Source organism: Mesobacillus sp. QJM3NY_10 (genome assembly GCF_056173465.1).
On the sequence record NZ_CM149675.1, the window covers coordinates 1,016,117 to 1,033,836 of the forward strand.

The following is a 17,720-nucleotide window of genomic DNA, read 5'->3' on the forward strand; positions in this document are numbered from 1 at the left end:
ATGGAGGGTAAAATGAGAAACACACAAAAGCTTACACTTACTGCTATGATGGTAGCCATCGGTACAATGACCAGCCATATGCTGTTTATCCCGCTTGGTATTGTGAAGGTGTTTCCTGTGCAGCATTTCATCAATATATTGTCCGCCGTGCTGCTTGGACCATATTACGCGGTAGCCCAGGCCATGGGCATTTCATTGCTGAGGAATTTGATGGGAACTGGTTCAGTCTTTGCCTTTCCGGGGAGCATGATTGGTGCGCTCCTGGCTGCTTATTTATATAAAAAAACGAAGAAAATAGGTTTCGCTTTTACCGGGGAGGTTGTTGGCACTGGAATCATCGGTGCAATTGCCAGCTATCCAATCGCGGTACTTTTTCTTGGCCAGGAGGCAGCTTTATTTGGATTCATTCCTGCGTTCCTTGCGAGCTCACTTGCTGGGGCGACATTAGGTTTTGTTCTTTTGAAAATTTTTCTGAAGAATGCTGGTGGAAGTATTGAGATGACCAGCAAGCTTTAATTTGGAAATAGTTTCTTCCGTATGTCTTTAGCTGGAAATGGGTGAATTCCTGCTATATGATTATAAATAGAATCATATATTCCAGCTGAAAAGGGTGACATTTTTGAACAAAGAGAACAAGCTTGGATTGGTAGTGGACGTAGAGACAACTGGACTTGGTCCAGATTCAGATGAAATAATAGAACTGGCTGTTAAGCTATTTTCCTTTCACGAGGAATCAGGAGAAATAATTGATATTCTTGATGAAGATTCTTACTTAAGAGAGCCGCTGTCGACAACCGCGCAGAGAAATTATGACAGAGCATACCGGATTCATGGGATTTCTTATGACATGGTTCGTGGAAAGACATTTTACGATGAAAAAATCATGGATTATTTCAATCGTACCGATGCGATTTTTGCCCATAATGCCTCATTCGACAGAAGCTTTTTATTCAGGATGTATCCAGAAGTCAACGAGATGAAATGGTATTGCACGATGAAGAATGTTCAATGGAAGAACCACGGCTTCCCGAACAGCAAACTGCTGACTTTATTGCAGGCGCATAACATCTCGAAATTCCAGACGCATAGGGCGATGGATGATATTACATATTTGGCGGAACTGCTTAAGCAGCAAAACCCACATGGTGATTATTATTTGAAGGAAGTATTGGATTACGGTCCGATGCGAAAGTACCAGCCTGCCCAAAAACAAAGAAGAAGAATGTTTTATTAGAAGAAGGTGCCTGATTTTGCAGGCACCTTTTCTAATTTTATAGAACATACAAGTAAACACTCAGGAAATGGGCAGTGCTCCCAAGCATGATGAAAATATGGAAAATCTCATGGAAACCGAGATGCTTGGAGCGAAGGAAATCAGGTTTCAACGCATAAATGACGCCGCCTATTGTGTACATGATGCCTCCGGCAACCAGCCAGAAGATACCGGCAGGATTTAAGACAGATGAGAGGGGAGAGACGACGAAAATAACCATCCAGCCCATAACAATATAGATAGAGGTAGACAGCCATCTTGGACTCCTGAACCAAATCATCTTAAAGAGGATTCCGCACAAAGCAGCGAATGTAATGATGCCGAACAAGGTCCAGCCTGTGACTCCATTAAGGCTGATCAGGCAAAACGGTGTATAGGTTCCGGCAATCAATACGAAAATCATGGAATGGTCAATTTTTCTAAGAAAGGCGATCACGCTATCTTTGCTGATGACCATATGATAGGTCGCAGATGCCGTATAAAGAAGGATCATGCTGATGCCAAAAATCGTGACAGAAGTAATAGCCAGCGCTGAGCCTGTGGTAAGCGAAGCTTTGATGACGAGCGCTAGCAGGCCTGCAAAGGATAGTAAAGCACCGGCAAGATGAGTCAGGCCATTAATTGGTTCGCGGATGTAGCTGTTCATTTTTTAACCTCCATATCACTTTATATAGTATTGATAACTACTTATAATAATATCCGCATAACGGTACATAGTCAATGTTTACGATTGTGTTTTTTTGCATTATAATAAAATAAAAACATGAGGGATTACTATTGAATAATTTAGAACAGCTGCTGGCTGAGCTTAAACTTGAAAATAATATCGCACTGGAAGACATCCCGGAAATCGACCTGTACATGGACCAGGTGATCCAGCTATTCGAAAAGAATTTTGGAAGCTCGACACGGAATGAGGATGAAAAAGTCCTGACGAAAACAATGATCAACAATTACGCAAAGGGGAAGTTGTTCTTCCCTATAAAAAATAAAAAGTATTCGAAGGAGCACCTGATCCTGATCAGTTTGATCTATCAGCTAAAAGGTGGTTTATCGATCCAGGATATCAAACAGACACTTGAGGGAATTAACCAGAGGACGGAGTCGGGGGATATTCCACTAGGCCACTTTTATCAAAGTTATTTAAAGCTTTATGAGAAAAATGTTGAAATCTTCAGCGAGGATGTCCTGAAAACGGAGCAAGATGTTAAACAGGAAGTGAAAAGGCTGGAAGCAGATGAGCCAGAGGAACTCGAATCGGTATTATTGATTGCTTCACTCATTAATATAAGTAATTTTTACAGAAGGACAGCAGAAAAGCTGGTTGACAGGCTTGCGGCTGAAAATAAGAAAAAGGACTGAACCAGGGTGTATTTGACAGTAAAAGAAACAGCAGAATATTTATCGATCCCGGAATCGAAAGTAGAAAAGATGATTTTTCAGCGAAAAATAAGGGCCATTCATGATGGCGACCATTATTTGATATACAAAGATCAATTCAACATGCATATGAAACAGATGGAGAAATATAAAAAACTTGTTGAAGAAATCATGAATGAACCGGTGCCTGAGGATATTGATATTAAAGATGAGGATTAAAAAAACGCGAAAGGACTCATCCTTTCGCGTTTTATCTTGCTGTTGTTTCGATTCCTCTTACTTTATCACCGTGCTTGATTGGCAATTGAACGATTACGTCTGTGCCTTTATCAGGCTCGCTTCTAAACTTGATTGTGCCATTATGAGATTGAACAATTTTGAAGCTGACGGTCATTCCGAGTCCGGTACCTTTTTCTTTGGAAGAATAAAAAGGTTCACCAATTCTTTCGAGCAGCTCTTTGGATATCCCAACACCCTGGTCCTTAACCACAACTGTAACATTGTTATCAAAGCTCTCGAGTGTGATGTTGACGACATCACCCGCTGAAGATGCTTCAATTGCATTCTTTAAAATGTTGATGAACAACTGTTTCAGTTGATTCGGCTCGCATTCAATCATGATAGGCTCGCTTTGTACCTGAAACTCGATTTGGATATTATGCAGGCTCGCTTCTGATTTTAAAAGTGAGATGACATCATGTAAAATAACCTGTAAATCTGCTTCTGAGTATTTAATTTGCTGCGGCTTGGCCAATAATAGCAATTCGCTGACGATATGGTTGATCCTGTTCAGTTCATCAATCATGATCTGGTAGTATAGCTGATGCTTCTCATCCTCCATCTGCAATAGCTGGACAAGTCCCTTTAAAGAAGTAAGAGGATTGCGGATTTCATGGGCTACGCTCGCTGATAGCTCACCGACTACAGACAGCTTGTCCGTTCTTCGCAAACGCTCTTCAGTTTGGCGAAGTTCCGTAACGTCCCTGGAGTTGCAGATTATTCCCGCGATTTTATCATTCACAATAATCGGCAGGGAAGTGCTCTGAAAAATGAGCGGCTTACCATTTTTTTGCAGTAATTCCAGTTCAAACATTTGTGGGCAGTGATTTTCCACCACATTGGCAACCTTATCTAAAACAATCTGCCTGTGGGAATCCGGAATTAAATCTGCCAGGTTTTTTCCGATATACTCGTCCCTGCTATAACCAGTGATTCTTTCAAACTGTGGATTAAGATTTGTGATCGTCCCATTCAAGTCGAGCATCGAAACAATATCAGGACTATACTCAAATAATGACCGGTATTGCTGCCTGCTCTCTTCAAGGAGAGTTTCAACGTATTTTCGTTCAGTAATATCCCGGCCCATTATGACAAGACCTTGCCGGCTTCCATCATCATTGAAAAGCGGAACTTTAATCGTATCAAACGTCTTGGTTGTTCCGTCCGGCTGTGGAAGCACTTCCTCGACACGGATGATTCCGCCTGCCTTCCATGCTTCTTCATCGGATATTTCGCAATATCTTAATGCATCGCCGAAATAATTGCTGTATTCCGCAAGCTCCGAGTCTTTCTTTCCTCTATAGTCAACGTTTTCAATATCAAACAGTTTTAAACCAAAATCATTGGCTTGTATCCACCGGCCTTCTCCATCCTTGAAGTTGACGAAATCGACCATTGAATTGATCAGTGTGGACAGTCGCTCTTCTTCTTCTTTTGACGCACTCAATTCTTCCATCTTCGAGATGAAAAAATAGAAAAACCATCCTGCCAACAAAACATAAAGGACTTCCTTAGTATGTTCGATAATGGCAACAAAGTCTGAAGGAGCGTATAAATTCAGCAGGTAATTTGTTCCGAAAATCCAGGCAATGCTCAGTATGAAAAAGATCAGGACATATTGCTTTTTTTTCATCTCTTGACTCCTAAAGTAAGCATTAGCTTACGCAATTTAAATAAGTGTTACTTTTCTATAGTAGCACAATTCATTCAATTAAAATTAAGATTATTTTTAATTTATCTTCTCTACTATTTGGAAAAATATACAAAGGACCGAATTAGATTCGGTCCTGTTTTCTTCCCAGATAAGAAAGTGTAAATTTTTACTACGAGAATTGTCTAGCTCCAGCGCCTAGCCCCTCGAGTCGCTTCGGTCCGCCCAATGAAGTCAAAGAACGACTTCGCTGGTCGGCCTTCCGAGGCACACGATGTGCTAGACCCGCCAGCCACAGGACGTGGCGTTTTTAGGCGGGCAGCGCTTGTCGGGGCTGAACAAGGCGCTTGCGCTTTCTTATTAAAAATCTCCATCAGAGGCCTGGAATGGAATATTCAAACGGTTTTCAACTGTCCGGAGTCTCTGGTTCAATCGATTTAAACGGCGCGTGTGTCGTTCGTCGTTTTGATTTAAGCGGGTAACCTCATTATTAAGACGTCCAATTTCCCTGTTAAGCCGTGCAATCTCCCTGTTTTGTCGGCCAATCTCTTTATTCTGTCTATCCAGCTCTGTTTTTTGAACCTGGAATTGCCGTTCAAGCTGATTGACCCTCCGTTCAAGAGCTGGCTGCCTTGCGTGATCATGTGATTCCTGCTGTTGCGTGTAATAGTTGAAATCATAATGAGTATAAGGGTCATATTGATGCGGACTGTAAGCATAGTGATTCGGATACATACGGGCACACTCCTTAGTTTTAGCCTGAGAATAAAATTCTCTATAAAATATGTAGGTGAACGCGGAGAGTGAAGGGCATTAGCCTAAAAGAGGAAAAAACTGGAGAAACAGCGAATGGATATACAGGGTGGTGAGAGTTTAATGGGAATGTCGAATTACTATCAGGATCTTCGAAATAAAGTGGGAAGTGACCTGATTTTTATACCCAGCGTGGCAGGAATAATCAGGAATGAAGCCGGAGAGATTTTATTCCAGAACAAAGGCAATGGAGAGAAGTGGAGTTTGCCAGCGGGAGCAATCGAATTAGGCAAAGCCCCGGCAGAAGCAGTTGTCCGCGAAGTATGGGAAGAAACCGGGCTCCATGTTGTTCCGAAAAGATTACTCGGTGTATACGGCGGGAAAGAGTTCCGTTACGAATATCCAAACGGCCACAAGGTGGAGTATATTGTGTTCGTTTTTGACTGCAGACCAGTCGGCGGTGAACATCACCCAATCGACAGCGAAACGGCAGAACTCCGTTATTTCAGCAGTGAAAGCATGCCAGAATTGGCACTTCCTTATCCAGAAAGCATTTTTGCCGAAATAGATGGAGAAACGACTGATTTTCAGTGGGACGATGGATGGGTGGAAAACCTTCATAAAGGGTGAATTTTGAGAATTTAATTAAGGTATAAAGTGAGGTATGGTTGCTGACTGTATCTAATGTAGGAATATCTGGAAATCAGCCTAAAAAAAGAGAGCGCATAACCCGCGCTCTCAACCTTTCCGTAGATGTTCCAAAATAACCTGTGCCTCATAACCGGCGGCGAAATCAATGATCGTTGCTTCTTCACCTTTAATCGCTTTTACGAGATTATCAACCAATGAATCTGTCAGGCTCTCATCGGCTTCCAAAGAACCAATCTTCTCGCCAATCTTTCCCCCTTCAAGCTGTCCCCAGTTCAAGAGTGATAACGTACCTTTATCTCCATAGGCAGTGAATGCAATTTCTTCCTTGCCAGCAATTTGGCTCATGCCATCAATCAGTACAGGAGTACCATCCGATAGCTCAAGAATAGCTAGAATCGCATTTTCACTAGCGTGCGGGTCCTCTGGAAATTGAACCTGGACGTCCTTCACCTCTACCGCTCCGAAGATCTTCTGCAGCTGCTGGATGAAATGGACCCCAACCTCCAGCACATAGCCACCCTGTTCCTTGCTCGCAACCCAAGCATTCTGCTGCCAAGGGCGCGGCCATTCAGGGAAGTGCATTTTTAACTGAACTCTTCGCAACTTGCCAACATAGTTTTCCTTGATTAATTTTTCAAAAGTCTTGCTGCCGGCACTATAGTTCAGCGGAAAATTCATCGCATGGACGACACCTGCATCTTCAGCTTGTTTCAATAGGCTTTCAGCTTCCTCTACCGAGTTTGCCAGCGGTTTTTCACATAAAATATGTACACCTTTTTCAAGTACATCAGATGCCACGGCATGGTGAAACTTAGGGGGAACAGCGACATATACAAGATCTAAATTAGTATTGTCGAGCATTTCTTTATGATTCACATAAGCCGGGATACCACCAAGTCCGGCTGCCGTTTCATTCACTCTAGCTTCCATAGTGTCACACACCGCTGCAATTTCCATCTCTGAGTGTTCTATAAAACCTCTTATCAAACGCTGGCCAATCGCACCCAGGCCAATCACTCCAACTTTTATCATAGGAAACCCTCCAAGTTTAATAGTTCTATCTTTTCATTATACAAATTATTGTAAAAATTAGTTTGAATAAAAATTCGGTAGTTTAAAATAAGGTCTTTAGGACTATAGATATTTAAATATTTAGATATTTTGGAATATTGTAATAAATAATTTAGGTAATTAAAATTATAGTGTAATAGACTAAATGACAGGAAGGGGTAAGGATTTGAAAAAGAAATTAGGCCTTAAGGTCCTATCGAGCATCACGATGACTGCAATGCTTGCAAGCACTCTATCGTTTGCATCAACAGGACCAGCAACAGTTAATGCAGTTGAAAAAGCAAGTATTCAGTCCCAGAGTGGAGCACCAATAGATTTAGGCATCGCGAACGATGAGAGATTAATAGAAATGCTGAAGAAAGAAGGAAAGATCGCTAAGAATGCAACACCTGCCGAGGCAGAGAAGGGGTTGCAAGAGTATTTGCAGAAAAGAGCATCAGGTGCTTCTAAAGAGCATGGTGAGCTTCATGGTCATGAGCAGGAATTAGACAGTACCCTGAAGGAAAAGCTGAACACAACCGGCCTGGTTAACGGTAAGGGAAACAAGGTCGGACACACAAAGGGGACAAGCGTTGCCCCGGTAAAGGAAGAAATGTGGGATGGTGGCAAGCGAAAGGATAATGTCCTTGTACTATTAATCGAATATCCAGATTTCCCTGCAACAAATATCCAGCCTGGCGAAACGGATATGTTTTATGATGAATACTTAAAAGAACACTATACAGATATGATTTTCGGGGACAACGGTTATACCGGTCCTAATGGAGAGAATTTAATTTCTGTAAAGCAATACTATGAACAGCAATCCGGCGGAAGTTACTCCATCGGGGGCCAGGTAGCTGGATGGTACAAAGCAAAGAATCCTGCTGCATACTATGGCGGCAATAATGCCTCGGATAACGATTCAAATCCTCGAGCTTTAGTAAGGGAAGCATTATTGGCAGCTGCTCAAGATCCTACTGTTAATCTATTGGATTATGACCAGGAGGACCGATATGATTTGGATGGCGATGGCAATTATCGCGAGCCAGATGGTTTAATTGACCACCTGATGGTTGTCCACTCTTCAGTAGGTGAAGAAGCAGGCGGGGGACAATTAGAGGGTGACGCAATCTGGTCTCACCGCTGGAATCTTGGTGGCATTTATCCAATTGCAGATTCACCAACTCCAGAAGTCGATTATTGGAAACAAGGTACTATGTACGCTTACGATTACACAATCGAACCAGCTGATGGCGCTGCAGGTGTATTCGCTCACGAATACGGTCATGACCTTGGGCTTCCAGATGAATATGACACCATTTACAGCAGCTCTGCAGGTGAGCCTGTTGCATACTGGTCAATCATGTCAGCGGGAAGCTGGGCAGGAAAGGTTCCAGGAACAGAACCGACTGGATTCAGTCCATATGCCAGAGAATTCCTGCAAGCCTCAATGCCTGGAAGCAACTGGCTGACTGGAACAACTGTTCATACGGATGAAGTGACGAATAAAGGCACTGAAGTATTGCTTGACCAGGCAAACTCAAAAGGCACAAATAACGATGCAGTAAAAGTTGACCTGCCGAATAAGGAAAGGGTCATCAACAAGCCGGCTGCAGGGGCATGGGAATATTTTGGCGGCAACGGTGATGAAATTGATCACAAGATGGTAACTGAAGTGGACTTAACGAATACTTCAAAAGCTACGCTGGAGTATGATGCATGGTATCAAATTGAAGATAATTGGGATTATGCGATGGTTCAGGTTTCCACTGATAATGGGGCTTCATGGAAATCACTATCAACACCAAATACTGACTCTGACATCGTGGCTGATGGATATCCAGAAATCATGGAAAACCTTCCTGGATACACAGGCTCAAGCAATGGCTGGATTCACGAGTCCGTTGACTTAAGTGAATATGCTGGCCAAAAAGTCCATCTCCAATTCCGTTATATGACGGACTGGGGTACCAATATGGATGGTTTCTTTGTGGATAATGTAAAAGTAACGGCTGACGGTGCCGTGCTTGTTAACGATGGTGCTGAGGGTGAAACAGCATTTGCAATGAATGGGTTCAATAAGCACGAGGGCAAAACCTCTACTAAACATTACTATCTCTTGGAGTGGAGATCACACAATGGTGTGGATGAAGGTTTGAAGAACATCCGCCGTGGTGCAAGCCTGATGAAGTACGATTCCGGACTTGTTGTATGGTACGTCGATGAGGCATTCGATAATAACTGGACCGGAGTTCACCCGGGAGACGGGTTCCTTGGAGTGGTTGATGCTGATCAGACAATTAACAGATGGAGCGATGGCGCACTTGGTTCCTCACGCTACCAGGTCCATGATGCAGCGTTCAACCAGGGTAAGACTGAAAATATGTATTTGGATTATAAGTCGTTATTAGGTGTCGCCATGACAGACAATGCAACACAAAGGACACCGATATTCGATGATAGTTCTAAGTATACTTCACCAGTCCTGCCTCAAGCTGGACGTAATGTTACATCATATGGCTTGAAATTCCGTGTTCTAGGTTCAAGTGCAGACGGAACAGTGGGTAAGGTATTGATCCATAAGTAAAAAAGAAGAGACGCTGCCGTTTTTGGCAGCGTTTTTTACTTTCTTTACTAATCAACATCCGGCTGGAAGCCTATTAACTTCGCTTTTTTATCAGCTCTTGGGTCTGCATCCGGGAAGGTGATTACAGAAGCGATATAATCCCAGCGCAGGAACATGTGGGTGATACAGGTTTCCTCGACCTGGTCTTCAGCGGGAATGGCCGATCCATCCTCTTTCTGGATTGGAGTCCGTTTATAGCATGGGTTCTCAACCCAAATTCCCATATTCTCAGCATGTACAATTTTAACAAGATACCATTCATCTGGCTGGTAGATTCCTGTAATATCACCAATCATACTATCGGGAAAATTTTTCAGCTTAACCTGAACCTTCTGGTTAACATAAGCATCTAAAAACATGAGCAATCTCCTTTCATAAAAGACTCATCTTTTACCTACTTCCTTTTTTAGCAAAAAATAAACATGAAAAAAAGGCCAATTCAGGCCTTTTATAAAAATAACACCATTAATCCTTCATCATGATAAGTCCCATCAATTAACATAGCTTTCTTATCCACACCATATGTGTCAAAGCCAAGAGAAGCATATAGCTTTTTGGCTGGCTCATTGCTGGCGTTCACTGTTAGGTAAATCTGCTCTACATTTGTTAACTCAGCCGCCTGTTGAATGGCCTTCTTCATTAAAAGCCTTCCAGTGCCATGACCGCGCTGTGAAGGAGTCACGTACATGGCAAAAATATTAGCACGGTGCCTTATTTTAACTTTCCCTTCAGGAACAAGGGTAACAACACCAACAAGTTGCCCCTCGTTGAATGCTCCGAAAGTGTATGTGAATTTACTATCTAGCCTTTGCCCGTAATCCGATGCCTCATAATACATCTCATCTTCATAACTCGAGCTGAATGCCTCAGGATTCTTAATTAAGGCCTCATGGCGAAGGGATCGATAACTCTCAGCATCCCCGCCATTTAATCTTCGAATTTCCATTATGCTCACCTCTGTAAAATAGTTGCTTTATAAAGTTCTAGATTAACAGCAGATTATCCTTTTAAAAAGAGAATTTGTGACTTAGGCAGCGAGAGGAACAGTTGTTATTGTGACAGGTTTGTCGGAGAGAACGGAAAAGCTGTCAAGAAAAAGCCGTTATTGTGACAGGTTTGTCGGAGAGAACGGAAAAGCTGTCAAGAAAAAGCCGTTATTGTGACAGGTTTGAGGGAGAGAACGGAAAAGCTGTCAAGAAAAAGCCGTTATTGTGACAGGTTTGAGGGAGAGAACGGAAAAGCTGTCAAGAAAAAGCCGATATTGTGACAGGTTTGAGGGAGAGCATAGAAAAGTTGTCAAGAAAAAGAAGGAAGTTGGGACAGGTTAGCAGGCATAAGGAGTTTATCTGTCCGAATGCACAAAAACATCACCCAACCCGAACTCAGCACCAAACAAAAACCTCCCCGAATCCTAACTCACACCCGGGGAGGTCACCAAATCAAATATTAAAGCTTAAACGAACTCTTCAGCGATACGATCCGGTTAAAGACTTTCTTGTCTTCTGTTGTATGCTTCGGATCGACGTTGAAGTAGCCGTGGCGGAAGAACTGGTATTTGTCCTGCGGCTTGGCGTCTTGCATGTTTGGCTCAATGTAGCCGTTCACGATTTCCAGGGATTTTTCATTTACCTGATCCAGGAATGATTTGTTCTCAGCTTCGTCTTGGCTCCCTTCTTCATCATCAAGAATCAACGGCTCATACAGGCGGAATTCTGCTGGTAGCGCATGTGTTGCGTCTACCCAGTGAAGAGTTCCTTTTACCTTGCGGCCAGTGAAGCCAGATCCGCTCTTTGTTTCTACATCATAGGTGCAGTGAAGCTCAACCACTTCGCCATTTTCATCCTTAACTACGTCATTACATTTAATGAAGTAAGCGTGCTTCAAACGGACTTCATTGCCAGGGAAGAGGCGGAAGTACTTCACTGGCGGATTTTCCATGAAGTCGTCCTGCTCAACATAAATCTCACGTGAGAATGGGATTTTACGCGTGCCCATTTCCGGATTCTCAGGATTGATGTCTGCATCAAGCCATTCCACTTCGCCTTCAGGATAGTTCGTGATGACGATTTTTAATGGACGAAGCACTCCCATCGTACGAGGAGCCTTCAGCTTAAGGTCTTCACGTACAAAGTGCTCAAGCATTTGTGCGTCAACTGTTGAGTATCCTTTGGAAACTCCAGCCGCTTTTACAAACTCACGAATCGCTTCTGGTGTGAAGCCACGTCTTCTCAAGCCGGAAATTGTCGGCAGGCGAGGGTCATCCCAGCCATCGACATACTTTTCCTCGACAAGCTGCTTCAGTTTGCGCTTGCTCATTACCGTATTTGTCAGGTTCAGGCGGCCGAATTCGATTTGCTGAGGTGTTGCTTCCATCTCACACTCACGGACAACCCAGTCGTAAAGCGGACGCTGGTCTTCGAATTCGGTTGTGCACAGACTGTGGGTAACACCTTCAAGCGCGTCCTCGATCGGATGGGCAAAAGCGTACATTGGGTAGATGCACCATTTATCGCCTGTGTTATGGTGTGTTGCATGGGAAATTCGATAGATGACTGGGTCACGAAGGTTGATGTTAGGTGATGACATATCTATCTTCGCGCGCAGTACCTTTTCACCATTTGCGAATTCACCGTTCTTCATCTTTTCGAACAGTTCAAGGTTCTCCTCAACAGAACGGTTGCGGTACGGGCTTTCCTTTCCAGGTTCAGAAAGGGTGCCACGGTATTCACGGATCTCATTTGCTGACAAATCATCCACATACGCCAGTCCTTTTTTAATCAACAGGACAGCACGGTCATACATTTCATCAAAATAATCAGACGCGAAAAACAATCCTTCCCACTCATAGCCTAGCCATTCTACATCTTCCTTGATAGCATCAACGAATTCCTGATCTTCCTTCAATGGGTTCGTATCGTCAAAGCGGAGATTGGTTTTGCCGCCGAATTCATCTGCAAGGTCAAAGTTGATGACGATGGACTTTGCGTGACCGATATGTAGGTATCCGTTTGGTTCTGGAGGGAATCGAGTCACGACTTTATCGCGCTTGCCACTCTCCAAATCTTCCTTAATGATCGTTTTTATAAAATTAGAGTTTTCTTCCAAGTGAAATCAGCCTTTCCTTTGATCAGTCTCATTATCTTTATTTTAATGATTACTATAATATATTTCCACTGAACTATATAGTAATAAGAAAAAAGCGGAAAAACAAGTAGTGAAATATCAAAAAGGTGCCTTAAAAAAGGCACCTGCAGATTATTTGGCTAAAACATTCCGAATGACTTCGTAAGTCAGGTTCGGAACTATTTTAACAGAGTAGTCTATTTCCATTCGTTCATATCGTTTATGGGCGTCCAACCCGTAAGGCCCAACGTTAATCACTGGCACATTCAGCTCGCGGATTTCCTGGTAGTCCACGAAAAATTTCGTTCCCCAGCTTGGATTGTTCCGGGATGCGAAGTCCAAAGCTTCATCATCATCACTCAAAGCGACAAAACTCATGTCAGATATATAAGGAAAGAAACTGCGGACAACGATTGGCTCATCGTAGTCCGGCTGTACCGTTTTGACAGCGTCGTCCAGGGCTTCAATCAGATTTCGTTCATCCTTGGTTTCCCCAGTCACTTCAATCCTTGGTGAGTAGAGGGAAGAGTAAAAGATAATGATTGCCGGACTCTGGTCGGGCATCCATTTCCAGGCTTCCTCAACGACTCTGGCTGCGTACATCCTCAGGTCTAGGCTGGCATCGAGAAGGAGATCATCCTTGAATTCCACCATGTGCGCGGTGTAATCAGTGCCATGGGCCTTTATGAGTTCAGCTTCCATTTCTTCAAAAGTCATTACCCTCGGTTTCCATTGCATCTTCCTACCAGGCTCACCGCTGACCTTGCAATATTGTTGATAACGATCCTCGTACAGCTTCAATGCTTTTTCAAAAGCGATATGAGCTTGCTCCTTCAACTTTTCCAAAACATCCTTTGGCGTCCAAGAGTGAATGAAGAAATTGTAATAAACATAAGCAGCTAGAGCCGTTTGCACAGTATAGTTTGGCTTCAGGTCCATCTGCTTCAGGGAAACCGGAGGAATCGTCGTTTCGCCGAACGCTTCATTGCACAGGTCAGGGTTATAGTCGATTTGTCTCGTCAATTCTGCAGCGATCAGGTTTGGATCAAGACCTTCGAAAGCGGAACCGACATGCGTTTCAGAGCCTGTAATGTAAAAAGAAGGGAGAAGCTTTCCGACAGTCCCTTTATAGATATAGCGGTTCTTATCTTCCGAATACCGGGGTGAGACAAAGTCGCTATTGACTGCAGCGACATATTCAAAGTTGTGCTCTTCTTTCCAAACGTTCAGGTCTTTGACTGCAGAGAGGATTCCATACGAACTGTCCTCTTCATCACACTCCGTTAAAAAAACAAGATTGCCATCGAGCTCCTCTGGGTGTTCAGAGAAGTATTTCAGGAGATAAAGGTTGGAAGCGACGCCGCTCTTCATATCAAGCACACCGCGGCCAAACATCCATTCACCTGATTGAGCATGTTCATCTACAAGGGCTGGCAGCTTTTCCTTTTTTAGCTCAACAAGCAGTTGGTCCGGATCAAATGCCAAATCAGCCAGCTGTGTAAAATCATCAATTCCTACTGTGTCAAGATGCCCCATCAAAATGACAGTACGGTTGCTGTTTCCTTTTGTGCCTTTTACAAAAGCCATGACATTGTAACGTTCGAGTACATCATTCTGGGTTTGCGGTTTGATGACGTGTGACGGATTCTCTATAAAATAAGGAAACGATGAAATCATCGTATAAAGTGCCTGGGCAATCTCGTTCTCTCCATTTGTGTTGACAATGCTCCCGATGTTCACAAGCTGCTTCGTATAAAATAAAACCTCATCCCTGCAATCAAGCATCTAAAGCATCCCCTTTCCGAATATTCAGGTTTTTGATTCAAACGTAACGCATATTAGTGGGAAATACAAGAGGTGCAATGTGGTATTTGTCACATGAAAAATCCTCCCCGGTATCGAGGAGGATTCTGGTTTATTTTTCCTTATCTTTATTTGATAGTGTGGTTACTTACTGGATGAGGCTGCTTGGACTGCTCCATAGGCGTTGACGTAGCCTGCACCCACTTCATGGAGCTGGTATCCAGGCATTGGATCGGCGGTTTGAATCATCAGGTCGAGTGCCAGATCCGGATTGAGAGAAGGGTTAGCTTCCTTCATTAAAGCAACAACACCAGAAATATGTGGTGCAGCCATGCTTGTGCCGCTTGATGTTGTATAGTAAGGCAGGTGAACTCCATCGATATAAGAGACATCGGTGACTGTACCTAATAGATTCATGACAATGCCGGTGGAAGAACGGGTTGCCACGATATCGACGCCTGGAGCTGTGATATCAGGGTGCAGGTATTCATCTCCCGCCACACCACGTGATGAGAAGTCGGCAAGTTGTTTATCCTTGGTTCCGGCCGCCACACTTATGACCCAAGGAGCCGCTGAGTATGGGTTTAGCGTGTTATCATCTGGACCTTCATTTCCTGCTGCAAACACAACGGTCATGCCTGCGTCATGCGCTTTTTTGGAAGCGACATTGATTGGGTGATCAGGAGAATACTCCCCGGTTGAACCCCAGCTGTTGCTGATGATGTCGATTCCGTACTTTTCTTGATTCTTAATGGCATAATCAAAAGCTTCCAGTGACCAAAGAATATTGATGGCCTCGCCAACGCCAAGCCCGACTAATTTAGCGTCTGGCGCAACTCCTTTATATAGGCCATCGCTAGAGGTCCCGCTACCGGCAATTGTACCGGCAACATGGGTGCCGTGGCCAGAGGTGGTGTCTGTGTTTAACTGGTTCTCAAGGTAAAGAGGCTGGTTGCCGAAAAGGTCACCAACAACGAATTTCACATTCTGGATAACCTTTTCACCGTACTGCAAATCAGGATGGGTGGCATCGATGCCGCTGTCAATTACAGCAACAGTAACTCCTTTCCCGGTGTAGCCCAGGTCGTTCCAAACAGCTTCTGCGCCGATTAGCGCCCTGCTGTCACGAAGGAAATATTCCAGATCATCACTTGCGTAAATCGAGACAATATTGGTTGCCGTAAGGAGCAGTTCATTGATGAGGCCAATCTTCCCTTTAACTGCCACTATTGGAAGCTCGCTGAAAGGGTTCACCTCGAAACCTAATAGTTTTAAAAGCTTAATATCCGAAAGCAATGGCATGTCTTTATAAGTGATGATCAGTTCAACTTCTTCATTGCTCAATGGATTAGCCAGCAGGCTTTCAAGCTTCGGGTCCAGCTCAACTGAAGGCAAGGATGCTTTTGGGCTGGAGAATGATGGTGATAAAATAAAACTAAATAACACGAGTGCTACTGCAAAAATACTGATCTTTTTCATATGCTCCTCCTTTAAAATGTGCGAAAATTCATACATCTTTATTTATCCAAAGCAAGTTAGTAAGAAACCTAAATGGAGTTGGGAAAATATTAGATTCATGATATGTTCATCGTTTCACAATCTGTACAAAACATCATGAACCTTTTGTGTCATTGGCTATTTTAAGAAGGAAATCAGCTTAAAAAAGAGGAAAATGGAGGTGAAAATATAAAGGAGGGAATATCATGCCAAAAGAAATTTTCAAAGCCACTGCTGCATTGCAAGAAGGGGTGAAGGTGGATGTTCAGGCCAGGGGGTTCCATATCACGATTGATGAGCCTGTCAATTTAGGAGGGACCGACCAGGGGATGAATCCTGTGGAAATGCTTCTTGGTGCATTAGGAGCTTGCCAATCCATCGTGGCACGAGTGTACAGCCAAAAATTCGGAGTAGTATTAGAGGATTTCCGCGTCGAATTGGAAGGGGACCTTGACACCGATGGGTTTATGAACAAGTCAGATGTGCGCCGCGGCTATTCAGATATTCGTTATACCTACTATATTAAATCGCCATCTCCGGAAGAAAACATCAGGGCCCTGGCAGATTTCATTGCTAAAACATGTCCGGTCGATGATACAATCTCAAATCCGGTGAATGTCACCAGAGCAGAAATTGTAATCGAAAAACCTGTAACATCTTAAATAGAGTTTATAGGACGGCACTCCATGTAGTGCCGTTTTTTTGTCTCATAAATAATCCCCTAATGGAGAAATTAATGGTAGAGATTTTTCTGGGAGGCGCTTATGGATTTCACTTTTGTATGGCAAACGGCTTTTTTGATTTTATCAGGAATTCTATTATTGAGAATCGCGGGCAGGAAGTCTATTTCTCAAATGACTCTGGCGCAAACAGTAGTCATGATCTCACTTGGAACAATCATTGTTCAGCCAATTGTGCAAAAGAGCATGTGGAAGGCGATTGCCGGGGCAGCTATTTTTGTCGCTGCAATTGTGATTCTGGAGTATCTACAGCTTAAATTTAACTTCTTTGAAAAGTTCATCACAGGGAAATCAAAAATCATCATCCAAAATGGGCAGCTTAATATCAAGAATTTGAAGAAGCTTAGGCTGACAGTTGACCAGCTGGAGATGAGACTGAGGAATAAAGGGATTACGAAACTGGAAGATGTTAAATTTGCAACAATTGAACCTAATGGCCAGATTGGATATGAGCTGGAGGATGACGCAAAACCGCTCACGGTCGGAGAGTTTAAAAAGATGTTAAATGATTATCTCCCAGCGATGATCATGAAAATTGACGAGAAGCCGGAATCGGCAAAGCCTGACATTTTCGATGAACTCAATAAATCAAATGCGCAGCAAAATCCTAAATACCTCCAATAAAACAAAATTTCCCTTTTATTTATACTGTGTGCTGTGCTATTATTTAGAGATGCGAAATACACGAAAATCTTCTTCTGCAGAAGATTTTTTTCTTTTTTTAGTAGGCTCTTTTCTCAAACTTTGTTGCTATTGACTACAAAATAGGATTAAATGACCTATGTTTCTTCACAAAATTAAAGATTATTAAGAGAAAAGAGCTTGCACACTTAATACCGAACTAGAAAATAGCTATTTTCACGTTAAAATCGGCTTTAGGATTTTAACAAC

17 protein-coding genes are annotated in these 17,720 nt (G+C 43.1%); 8 read left to right on the forward strand and 9 right to left on the reverse strand.

Features of this window, described 5'->3' with window-relative positions:
• The first annotated feature begins 12 nt into the window (after positions 1 to 12).
• Positions 13 to 516 (forward strand): energy coupling factor transporter S component ThiW, encoded by a 504-nt coding sequence (gene thiW / locus AC0VX7_RS05125; protein WP_475426967.1) that lies wholly within the window; start codon positions 13 to 15, stop codon positions 514 to 516.
• A gap of 103 nt (positions 517 to 619) precedes the next feature.
• Positions 620 to 1,234 (forward strand): exonuclease domain-containing protein, encoded by a 615-nt coding sequence (locus AC0VX7_RS05130; RefSeq protein ID WP_475426968.1) that lies wholly within the window; start codon positions 620 to 622, stop codon positions 1,232 to 1,234.
• A 37-nt stretch (positions 1,235 to 1,271) separates the two neighbouring features.
• Here AC0VX7_RS05130 and trhA read toward each other — a convergent pair whose 3' ends face one another.
• Positions 1,272 to 1,919: a PAQR family membrane homeostasis protein TrhA gene (trhA, locus tag AC0VX7_RS05135; RefSeq protein WP_415799271.1), complete on the reverse strand. Its 648-nt coding sequence runs from the start codon at positions 1,917 to 1,919 to the stop codon at positions 1,272 to 1,274.
• 131 nt (positions 1,920 to 2,050) lie between these two features.
• Between trhA and AC0VX7_RS05140 the strand changes: the two genes are divergently transcribed.
• Complete coding sequence (locus AC0VX7_RS05140; RefSeq protein WP_475426969.1) at positions 2,051 to 2,635, forward strand: DUF1836 domain-containing protein; 585 nt, start codon at positions 2,051 to 2,053, stop codon at positions 2,633 to 2,635.
• Positions 2,636 to 2,641: 6 nt separating this feature from the next.
• Complete coding sequence (locus AC0VX7_RS05145) at positions 2,642 to 2,872, forward strand: excisionase family DNA-binding protein (protein WP_475426970.1); 231 nt, start codon at positions 2,642 to 2,644, stop codon at positions 2,870 to 2,872.
• Between the two features lie 31 nt (positions 2,873 to 2,903).
• Here AC0VX7_RS05145 and AC0VX7_RS05150 read toward each other — a convergent pair whose 3' ends face one another.
• Positions 2,904 to 4,565 carry a PAS domain S-box protein gene (locus AC0VX7_RS05150; protein WP_475426971.1) on the reverse strand — a complete coding sequence of 554 codons (1,662 nt, stop codon included), beginning with the start codon at positions 4,563 to 4,565 and terminating at the stop codon, positions 2,904 to 2,906.
• A gap of 378 nt (positions 4,566 to 4,943) precedes the next feature.
• Positions 4,944 to 5,318, reverse strand: coding sequence for a hypothetical protein (locus tag AC0VX7_RS05155; protein WP_475426972.1), 375 nt, complete (start codon positions 5,316 to 5,318; stop codon positions 4,944 to 4,946).
• 141 nt (positions 5,319 to 5,459) lie between these two features.
• On the opposite strand from AC0VX7_RS05155, the gene AC0VX7_RS05160 reads away from it, so the two are divergent.
• Positions 5,460 to 5,966: an NUDIX hydrolase gene (locus AC0VX7_RS05160; RefSeq protein WP_475428085.1), complete on the forward strand. Its 507-nt coding sequence runs from the start codon at positions 5,460 to 5,462 to the stop codon at positions 5,964 to 5,966.
• 108 nt (positions 5,967 to 6,074) lie between these two features.
• On the opposite strand, the gene AC0VX7_RS05165 is transcribed toward AC0VX7_RS05160, so the two are convergent.
• The gene (locus tag AC0VX7_RS05165; RefSeq protein WP_475426973.1) at positions 6,075 to 7,019 is read right to left on the reverse strand and encodes a Gfo/Idh/MocA family protein; all 945 of its coding nucleotides are present in this window, start codon (positions 7,017 to 7,019) and stop codon (positions 6,075 to 6,077) included.
• Between the two features lie 184 nt (positions 7,020 to 7,203).
• On the opposite strand from AC0VX7_RS05165, the gene AC0VX7_RS05170 reads away from it, so the two are divergent.
• The gene (locus AC0VX7_RS05170) at positions 7,204 to 9,627 is read left to right on the forward strand and encodes an immune inhibitor A domain-containing protein (protein ID WP_475426974.1); all 2,424 of its coding nucleotides are present in this window, start codon (positions 7,204 to 7,206) and stop codon (positions 9,625 to 9,627) included.
• Positions 9,628 to 9,674: 47 nt separating this feature from the next.
• Here AC0VX7_RS05170 and AC0VX7_RS05175 read toward each other — a convergent pair whose 3' ends face one another.
• The 5 genes from AC0VX7_RS05175 to AC0VX7_RS05195 form a co-directional block, all read right to left on the reverse strand.
• Positions 9,675 to 10,025, reverse strand: a complete 351-nt coding sequence (locus tag AC0VX7_RS05175; protein WP_475426975.1) for a hypothetical protein — start codon at positions 10,023 to 10,025, stop codon at positions 9,675 to 9,677.
• A gap of 89 nt (positions 10,026 to 10,114) precedes the next feature.
• The gene (locus AC0VX7_RS05180; protein WP_475426976.1) at positions 10,115 to 10,612 is read right to left on the reverse strand and encodes an N-acetyltransferase family protein; all 498 of its coding nucleotides are present in this window, start codon (positions 10,610 to 10,612) and stop codon (positions 10,115 to 10,117) included.
• Positions 10,613 to 11,112: 500 nt separating this feature from the next.
• On the reverse strand, positions 11,113 to 12,771 hold the full coding sequence (locus AC0VX7_RS05185; RefSeq protein ID WP_475426977.1) for a glutamine--tRNA ligase/YqeY domain fusion protein: 1,659 nt from the start codon (positions 12,769 to 12,771) through the stop codon (positions 11,113 to 11,115).
• Between the two features lie 150 nt (positions 12,772 to 12,921).
• Positions 12,922 to 14,574: a M20/M25/M40 family metallo-hydrolase gene (locus tag AC0VX7_RS05190; protein WP_475426978.1), complete on the reverse strand. Its 1,653-nt coding sequence runs from the start codon at positions 14,572 to 14,574 to the stop codon at positions 12,922 to 12,924.
• Positions 14,575 to 14,736: 162 nt separating this feature from the next.
• Positions 14,737 to 16,071 carry a S8 family peptidase gene (locus AC0VX7_RS05195; RefSeq protein WP_475426979.1) on the reverse strand — a complete coding sequence of 445 codons (1,335 nt, stop codon included), beginning with the start codon at positions 16,069 to 16,071 and terminating at the stop codon, positions 14,737 to 14,739.
• Between the two features lie 224 nt (positions 16,072 to 16,295).
• Here AC0VX7_RS05195 and AC0VX7_RS05200 point away from each other — a divergent pair, with 224 nt between their 5' ends.
• Both AC0VX7_RS05200 and AC0VX7_RS05205 read left to right on the forward strand, forming a co-directional pair.
• Positions 16,296 to 16,751, forward strand: a complete 456-nt coding sequence (locus AC0VX7_RS05200) for an OsmC family protein (protein ID WP_475426980.1) — start codon at positions 16,296 to 16,298, stop codon at positions 16,749 to 16,751.
• A gap of 102 nt (positions 16,752 to 16,853) precedes the next feature.
• Complete coding sequence (locus tag AC0VX7_RS05205; RefSeq protein WP_475426981.1) at positions 16,854 to 17,453, forward strand: DUF421 domain-containing protein; 600 nt, start codon at positions 16,854 to 16,856, stop codon at positions 17,451 to 17,453.
• Positions 17,454 to 17,720: the final 267 nt, after the last annotated feature.

Bases quoted from the DNA above. Each gene is read 5' to 3' on its own strand.
- AC0VX7_RS05180 (WP_475426976.1), bottom strand. From the start codon at position 10,612: ATGGAAATTCGAAGATTAAATGGCGGGGATGCTGAGAGTTATCGATCC.
- AC0VX7_RS05190 (WP_475426978.1), bottom strand. From the start codon at position 14,574: ATGCTTGATTGCAGGGATGAGGTTTTATTTTATACGAAGCAGCTTGTG.
- AC0VX7_RS05165 (WP_475426973.1), bottom strand. From the start codon at position 7,019: ATGATAAAAGTTGGAGTGATTGGCCTGGGTGCGATTGGCCAGCGTTTG.
- AC0VX7_RS05155 (WP_475426972.1), bottom strand. From the start codon at position 5,318: ATGTATCCGAATCACTATGCTTACAGTCCGCATCAATATGACCCTTAT.
- AC0VX7_RS05170 (WP_475426974.1), top strand. From the start codon at position 7,204: ATGACAGGAAGGGGTAAGGATTTGAAAAAGAAATTAGGCCTTAAGGTC.
- AC0VX7_RS05195 (WP_475426979.1), bottom strand. From the start codon at position 16,071: ATGAAAAAGATCAGTATTTTTGCAGTAGCACTCGTGTTATTTAGTTTT.
- AC0VX7_RS05200 (WP_475426980.1), top strand. From the start codon at position 16,296: ATGCCAAAAGAAATTTTCAAAGCCACTGCTGCATTGCAAGAAGGGGTG.
- thiW (WP_475426967.1), top strand. From the start codon at position 13: ATGAGAAACACACAAAAGCTTACACTTACTGCTATGATGGTAGCCATC.
- AC0VX7_RS05160 (WP_475428085.1), top strand. From the start codon at position 5,460: ATGGGAATGTCGAATTACTATCAGGATCTTCGAAATAAAGTGGGAAGT.
- trhA (WP_415799271.1), bottom strand. From the start codon at position 1,919: ATGAACAGCTACATCCGCGAACCAATTAATGGCCTGACTCATCTTGCC.
- AC0VX7_RS05150 (WP_475426971.1), bottom strand. From the start codon at position 4,565: ATGAAAAAAAAGCAATATGTCCTGATCTTTTTCATACTGAGCATTGCC.
- AC0VX7_RS05175 (WP_475426975.1), bottom strand. From the start codon at position 10,025: ATGTTTTTAGATGCTTATGTTAACCAGAAGGTTCAGGTTAAGCTGAAA.
- AC0VX7_RS05205 (WP_475426981.1), top strand. From the start codon at position 16,854: ATGGATTTCACTTTTGTATGGCAAACGGCTTTTTTGATTTTATCAGGA.